At 20.7% G+C, this 5,260-nt stretch carries 7 protein-coding genes; 6 read left to right on the forward strand and 1 reads right to left on the reverse strand.

The annotated features are described in order from the left end of the window. From ACIQ56_RS13995 to ACIQ56_RS14020, 6 genes are all read left to right on the forward strand, one after another. The coding region (locus ACIQ56_RS13995; RefSeq protein WP_397601667.1) for a hypothetical protein at positions 1-187 on the forward strand (187 nt) is incomplete at its 5' end. Between the two features lie 14 nt (positions 188-201). Continuing rightward, positions 202-876 (forward strand): hypothetical protein, encoded by a 675-nt coding sequence (locus ACIQ56_RS14000; protein ID WP_397601668.1) that lies wholly within the window; start codon positions 202-204, stop codon positions 874-876. Between the two features lie 304 nt (positions 877-1,180). Next, on the forward strand, positions 1,181-1,717 hold the full coding sequence (locus tag ACIQ56_RS14005; RefSeq protein WP_397601669.1) for a hypothetical protein: 537 nt from the start codon (positions 1,181-1,183) through the stop codon (positions 1,715-1,717). Positions 1,718-2,007: 290 nt separating this feature from the next. Next, positions 2,008-2,670: a hypothetical protein gene (locus tag ACIQ56_RS14010; RefSeq protein ID WP_397601670.1), complete on the forward strand. Its 663-nt coding sequence runs from the start codon at positions 2,008-2,010 to the stop codon at positions 2,668-2,670. A 274-nt stretch (positions 2,671-2,944) separates the two neighbouring features. After that, complete coding sequence (locus tag ACIQ56_RS14015; protein WP_397601671.1) at positions 2,945-3,262, forward strand: hypothetical protein; 318 nt, start codon at positions 2,945-2,947, stop codon at positions 3,260-3,262. 635 nt (positions 3,263-3,897) lie between these two features. Beyond that, positions 3,898-4,422, forward strand: coding sequence for a hypothetical protein (locus ACIQ56_RS14020; protein WP_397601672.1), 525 nt, complete (start codon positions 3,898-3,900; stop codon positions 4,420-4,422). Positions 4,423-5,056: 634 nt separating this feature from the next. On the opposite strand, the gene ACIQ56_RS14025 is transcribed toward ACIQ56_RS14020, so the two are convergent. Beyond that, on the reverse strand, positions 5,057-5,260 hold a 204-nt coding region (locus ACIQ56_RS14025), incomplete at its 5' end, for a hypothetical protein (protein WP_397601673.1).

Here is a 5,260-nt window from a genome sequence, read left to right on the forward strand (position 1 = left end):
TAATAAGTTAATTATATCAATGAAAAATGGTAACGATTTTATTTACGAAAATGGTAAATTTACTTTGCCAAAATCATCTGCAAATTATAAATTAGAATTTCCAGGATCATTTAATGATCCAAATACTAATAAAAAAGGAATATCCTTATATAAAAAATTTCCTCCATATGCTTATTTAGAAGAATAGGTCTGAAAATCTCTATGAAAAAAATAACTTTACTAATATCTTTTTTAATTCTAATTAAAAACCATGCATTTTCAAAAAATATTTACAGATATGAAGATATTTTATCTAATTACTCATATTTTGATAAATGGAATAGTTTTGATATTTTTATTGATGAAGATAAATATCTAAAAGATCCTGATGACGATTCATTTCTTTCCGCTTATTTCAAAAATAAAAATTTAGAATTTATTGGTAACAGTAATGTAATCATAATAAATAATAAAAAGTTTAATATTAGCTCTCTACCAGGAATAGGAAAATACAGGAAAGATAATATTGATTGGCGTAGAGTATTTATTTATAAAAATAAAAAATCTGTTTGTATTCAAACTACATTTAGAGGCGCAAATAGCACCGTTCAAAGATATGCGCAAATTATATTTATTGAAAATTATTTAAAGCCTAATCCATATTATTTTAGCGGTTTATTTTTAGATTGTTCTTATATGAGAAAGATAGAAAACAAATTTTATTTACCAAGCTATGAGATATTTGGTTCAAAGTATAATCATGATGCAGAAACGGTAAAATTTAATTATAGACAAATTTCTCCACGTTTTCCAATTAAATATAAATATGAAGGTAAATTTCCAGATATTTTTAACGTTTATGAATTTGAATTAACTAAAAGTCAAGTTGTAGAGTAAAATTTGTTATGTAATTAAACATGTATTTGATAAAGCCAATATTATTACATACTTTATTACTGAAAAATATTTATTTTTATTGTAATAATATTAGCATTTATGAAGATATATTATCAACGATTTGTTATTTATATACGGAGAAAAATATGTAGATTAATTTAATGTTGAATTCAATTATAAAAGCTTACAGCTATTTTATTCTAGATATAATCCGAAAAGGAATTTCAATAAAATTATGAAAATGAAATTTAGTGTCGTTTAGTTAAAGATAACTTTTTAAATATAATTTATAAAAGGATAATATATGATAAAATTTATTGCTTTAAATTTATTTATTTCTACTAGTTTTTGTGCTTTTTCTATTGAGAAAAATAATTATTTCGAAATCAAATGCGATAAACAAAAATGTTTTGCAGTAGCAAAGCTTAATGGAAAATTACAAAAAATTACAGAAATATATGATAAAAATAAAGCTAATATAATTTGGTTAACTAAAGATTTGGCGAGTTTGCATTTAAATTGCGGCTCACCTTGCTCCAATTCAACTTATATTGATTTTGAGGAAAATAAAATATCTAAAAATTATCCTTTAGTTATTTCAACTGATCCAAAATTAAAGATTGTGGCATATGTTAATGATAAAAATGAATTAGAAATTTCAAAGATTTTTAAAGGTAAAACTAAAATAGTTAAATTAGATTTTTCTCCAACTGCATCTATATTTACAGCTATATCTGAAGTTGAATTTATTAATAAAAATTTGGTAAAAATAAACTATATATCAGGTGAATCATACGTTTCTAAAACAACTGAAGTAAATATTAGTGACTTAGAAAATTAAATTGCTAATTTTCATTTGATTAGAATATATTTATAAAAAATACATTTTGATAATTTTAAAATAAATTTTTAAAGAGGGGAAAAATCTTCTAAATTAAATAAGAAGCAATGGTTCATGAGTCGATTTATTAGAAATAAAAGTTGAAATAAATAAATATTATTTTAATATATATTTTTAATTTATATAAATGTTATTTATAATTAAAATAATATTTCAAACCTTATATAAGCCAAAATAATTAGATAAAGTTATATTGCTGTTTATATAATATTAACACAAGAAGCACGCTAATGATTATTAAGAAAATTATATTAATTATTGCTTTATTAGTCCTTAAAAGTAATATATTTGCAAAAAGTATTTACCGTTATGATGACATTTTAGAAAATTACTCATATTTTGAGAAATCTAATAATTTTGAAGTTATTATAGACAGTGGTATATATTTAAAAGACCCTGGTGATGATATGAATTTTTATTCTAAATTCAAAGATAAAAATTTGAAAATTATTGGTTATAAAAATGCAATCATAATAAATAATAAAAAGTTTAATATTCGTAATCTTCCAGGAATAGGTAGATACAAGAAAGATAATATTAATTGGCGTCAAGCATTTATTTATAAAAATAATAAATCTATTTGTATTCAAACTACATTTAAAGGTTCAAGATTCCCGCAAATTATATTCATTAAAAATTTTTTAAAACCTAAACCCTATTATTTAAATGGCTTATTTTTATATTGTACTCATATGAGAAAAATAAAAAATAAATATTATTTTCCAACATATGAATTATTTGGTTCAAAGAATATTCGTGATGCAGAAACGGTAAAATTTAATTATAGACAAATTTCAGCAGGGTTTCCAATTAAATATAAATATGAAGGTAGATTTCCAGATATGAATAACGTGTTTGAATTTGAATTAACTAAAAGTGAAGTAGTAAAGTAAAATTTGTTATTTGATTTACTCTGAAAATTTTAAACAGAATTAAATGAATTTTTTAGATTAAAAGAACTAGATTAGGCAAGGAACAGAATTTTGATTTTTTATAGAATAAATATTTACCTAAAAAATATGTAAATATTATTTTAAAAATATAAATTGTGTAAAAATAATTTAAACAAAATTTTTTTAATTTAATAAAAATTCGTTAATATCTATTTTTGGGCTTCAGGAATATATTAATTTTTGAACAAGCAAACTATTTTTTTGGAAATATACAATGAAACAATCACTTAGTGTTAGGGGCCCAAGCGTTCTTGATTTTGCAAAACTTTCTATTAACCTTTATTATAACCTAAAGGAAGATAAAGAACGTAAATTTTTTTCAAATCATTTTAATCTTAAAAATAAGACGAATGAATATGGTTTGTTTGAAAAAACAGGATTTTACGCACAAGTATTATCAAGAAAAAATTATTTGAATAGGCCTATAATATATCTTTGTGGTAATTCATTAGTAGGAATTCTTTCAAAAATAATTTTACCACAGACTGGAACACATGCTTGCGCTTTTAATTCACCTGGTGATTTAGAGTAATTAATGACTATTAAAAAGGCATATCATATAAAGAAAGAGAAATAAATAGACAATGTGCTTTTAGAAGAACTAGAACTTTACCTGTTTATGAGGATTAAAATGTTTAAAAATAAGAGAATATTAAATAAAACTAATAAATATTTATTCTATATAATGTTAATATTTTTATATTTATTTAGTTTAAAATTCTACTTCTTTTTTTTAAATATTAGTTATTTTAATATTATCGAAGTTTTATTAATTATTGTAGTTTTATTAAATGTGATATTGTCTTTAATTGAAAGTAAAATATACTTAAATTATTTCGATTATTTTTTGATAAAAAAATTTAAAATATTCTTTTACAATATTGTTGTTATTATTTTATCAGTTTTTATTAATTATTTGATTCTATTTGTAGAATTTTCGAAATCTTTAATGAATGAAAGACATACTATTGATAATAATTTACATATATATATTAGTTTATCAGTAATGTTTTTTCCAATTTTTTATTTGCTTATAGTGGCGGTAAAGAATTTTAATTTTATAAGAAAGAAGGGGGATGCTTAAAATTTTATTAATACTATATTATTGAAATAGTCAATATAATAATTAACTAAAAAAAATGATTTATTATTTATAGAGGAGTATACATGTTTTTTAGATTTTTAATATTTGTTCTTGGGATTTATATTTCTGTTTTTTCATTTGCAAATGATAATTTAAAAATTATTTGCAAGAAAGAAGATAGTTGTAATGTTGTTGCAAAAATTGATGGAAAAAATAAAATTATTTTAAAAGATTATGAAAGAAGTAAGATTCATATTAATTGGTTAAGTAAGGATTTAGCGCAACTATTACTTAGCTGCGGATCTCCATGTAATTATTCAACATTTATTGATTTTAAAAATAAATTAGAATCAAAAAAATCATATTATATTGTAATTGCAGTAGATCCTATCTCAAAAAAAGTAGCGTATATTAATGATAATGAGAAAATTGAAGTTTCAAATATTTTTTCTGATAAAAAAATCATTATAGATCTTGATTTCTCGAAGTCACTATCGATTTATACTGCAATAGATAAAGTTAAAATAACTCACAATAAAATTAGTATAAACTATTACGCGGGTGAAGATGAAATTGAAAAAATAAACAAATATATACTTCCAATCTAAATAATTAAATAATTTATTCTATAAAGAATATTTTTAAAATTATAAAATAAAAATATTAAAAAAATGCTTTCTTTTATCCGAATAAAATGCTGAATAACTTGCATAATGATTAAAATAAATTTAAACTTTCAAACGAAGTTTGCTTTTGGATTTTAGCATTTGGAGTGGCTAACATATTATAAAAATAGCATTTAAATTATTTGCTTTATTGTTCTTTAATTTTTTATTTTATATTATATTTTACTTAACTGTAAGATATTTTGAGTTAAGAAATGATAGAAAAGCTTTTTTATTAGAAAATAGATTTTCTAATAATATTGAGTTTATTTTTTGGACTTTTTTAATACCAATTAGTTTTTATTTATTGTTTAAATCTAAAAGAAATAAGTTTATATATATAATTATTTTTTTATATTTTTTATTTTGGATATCTATTTTATTTATATAATTTGCTTAAGATTCCAATTAGGTGGACGCTTGTGAAATTATGATTGCAATTTCAGATTGTGGAGCATAATGAATATAATCTTAAAACCAATTTTTTAAATGTTCTGAAACTTAATTAGCAGAATTAAAGTATTTTATACCGCGGTTATATATTAAATTATTTCATTTAATCCTAAAACTTAGTGTTCTATTTGTTACCAAAAATTAAAACAATATCAATTGTAAATCCTATAAGAAAAATTAATAATAATATTCCAAATAATTTTGCGCTATATGAATGAATAATCGAAATAGATATGTTAAACTTACTCTCTGTTTTAATTTTGTATGCAAACTCGGAAAGTTTAGGTTTTATTATGTAATTACTCATTTTGAGTCGAAATATTTTTTT

Source organism: Silvanigrella sp., from assembly GCF_044369315.1.
Classification (GTDB): domain Bacteria; phylum Bdellovibrionota_B; class Oligoflexia; order Silvanigrellales; family Silvanigrellaceae; genus Silvanigrella.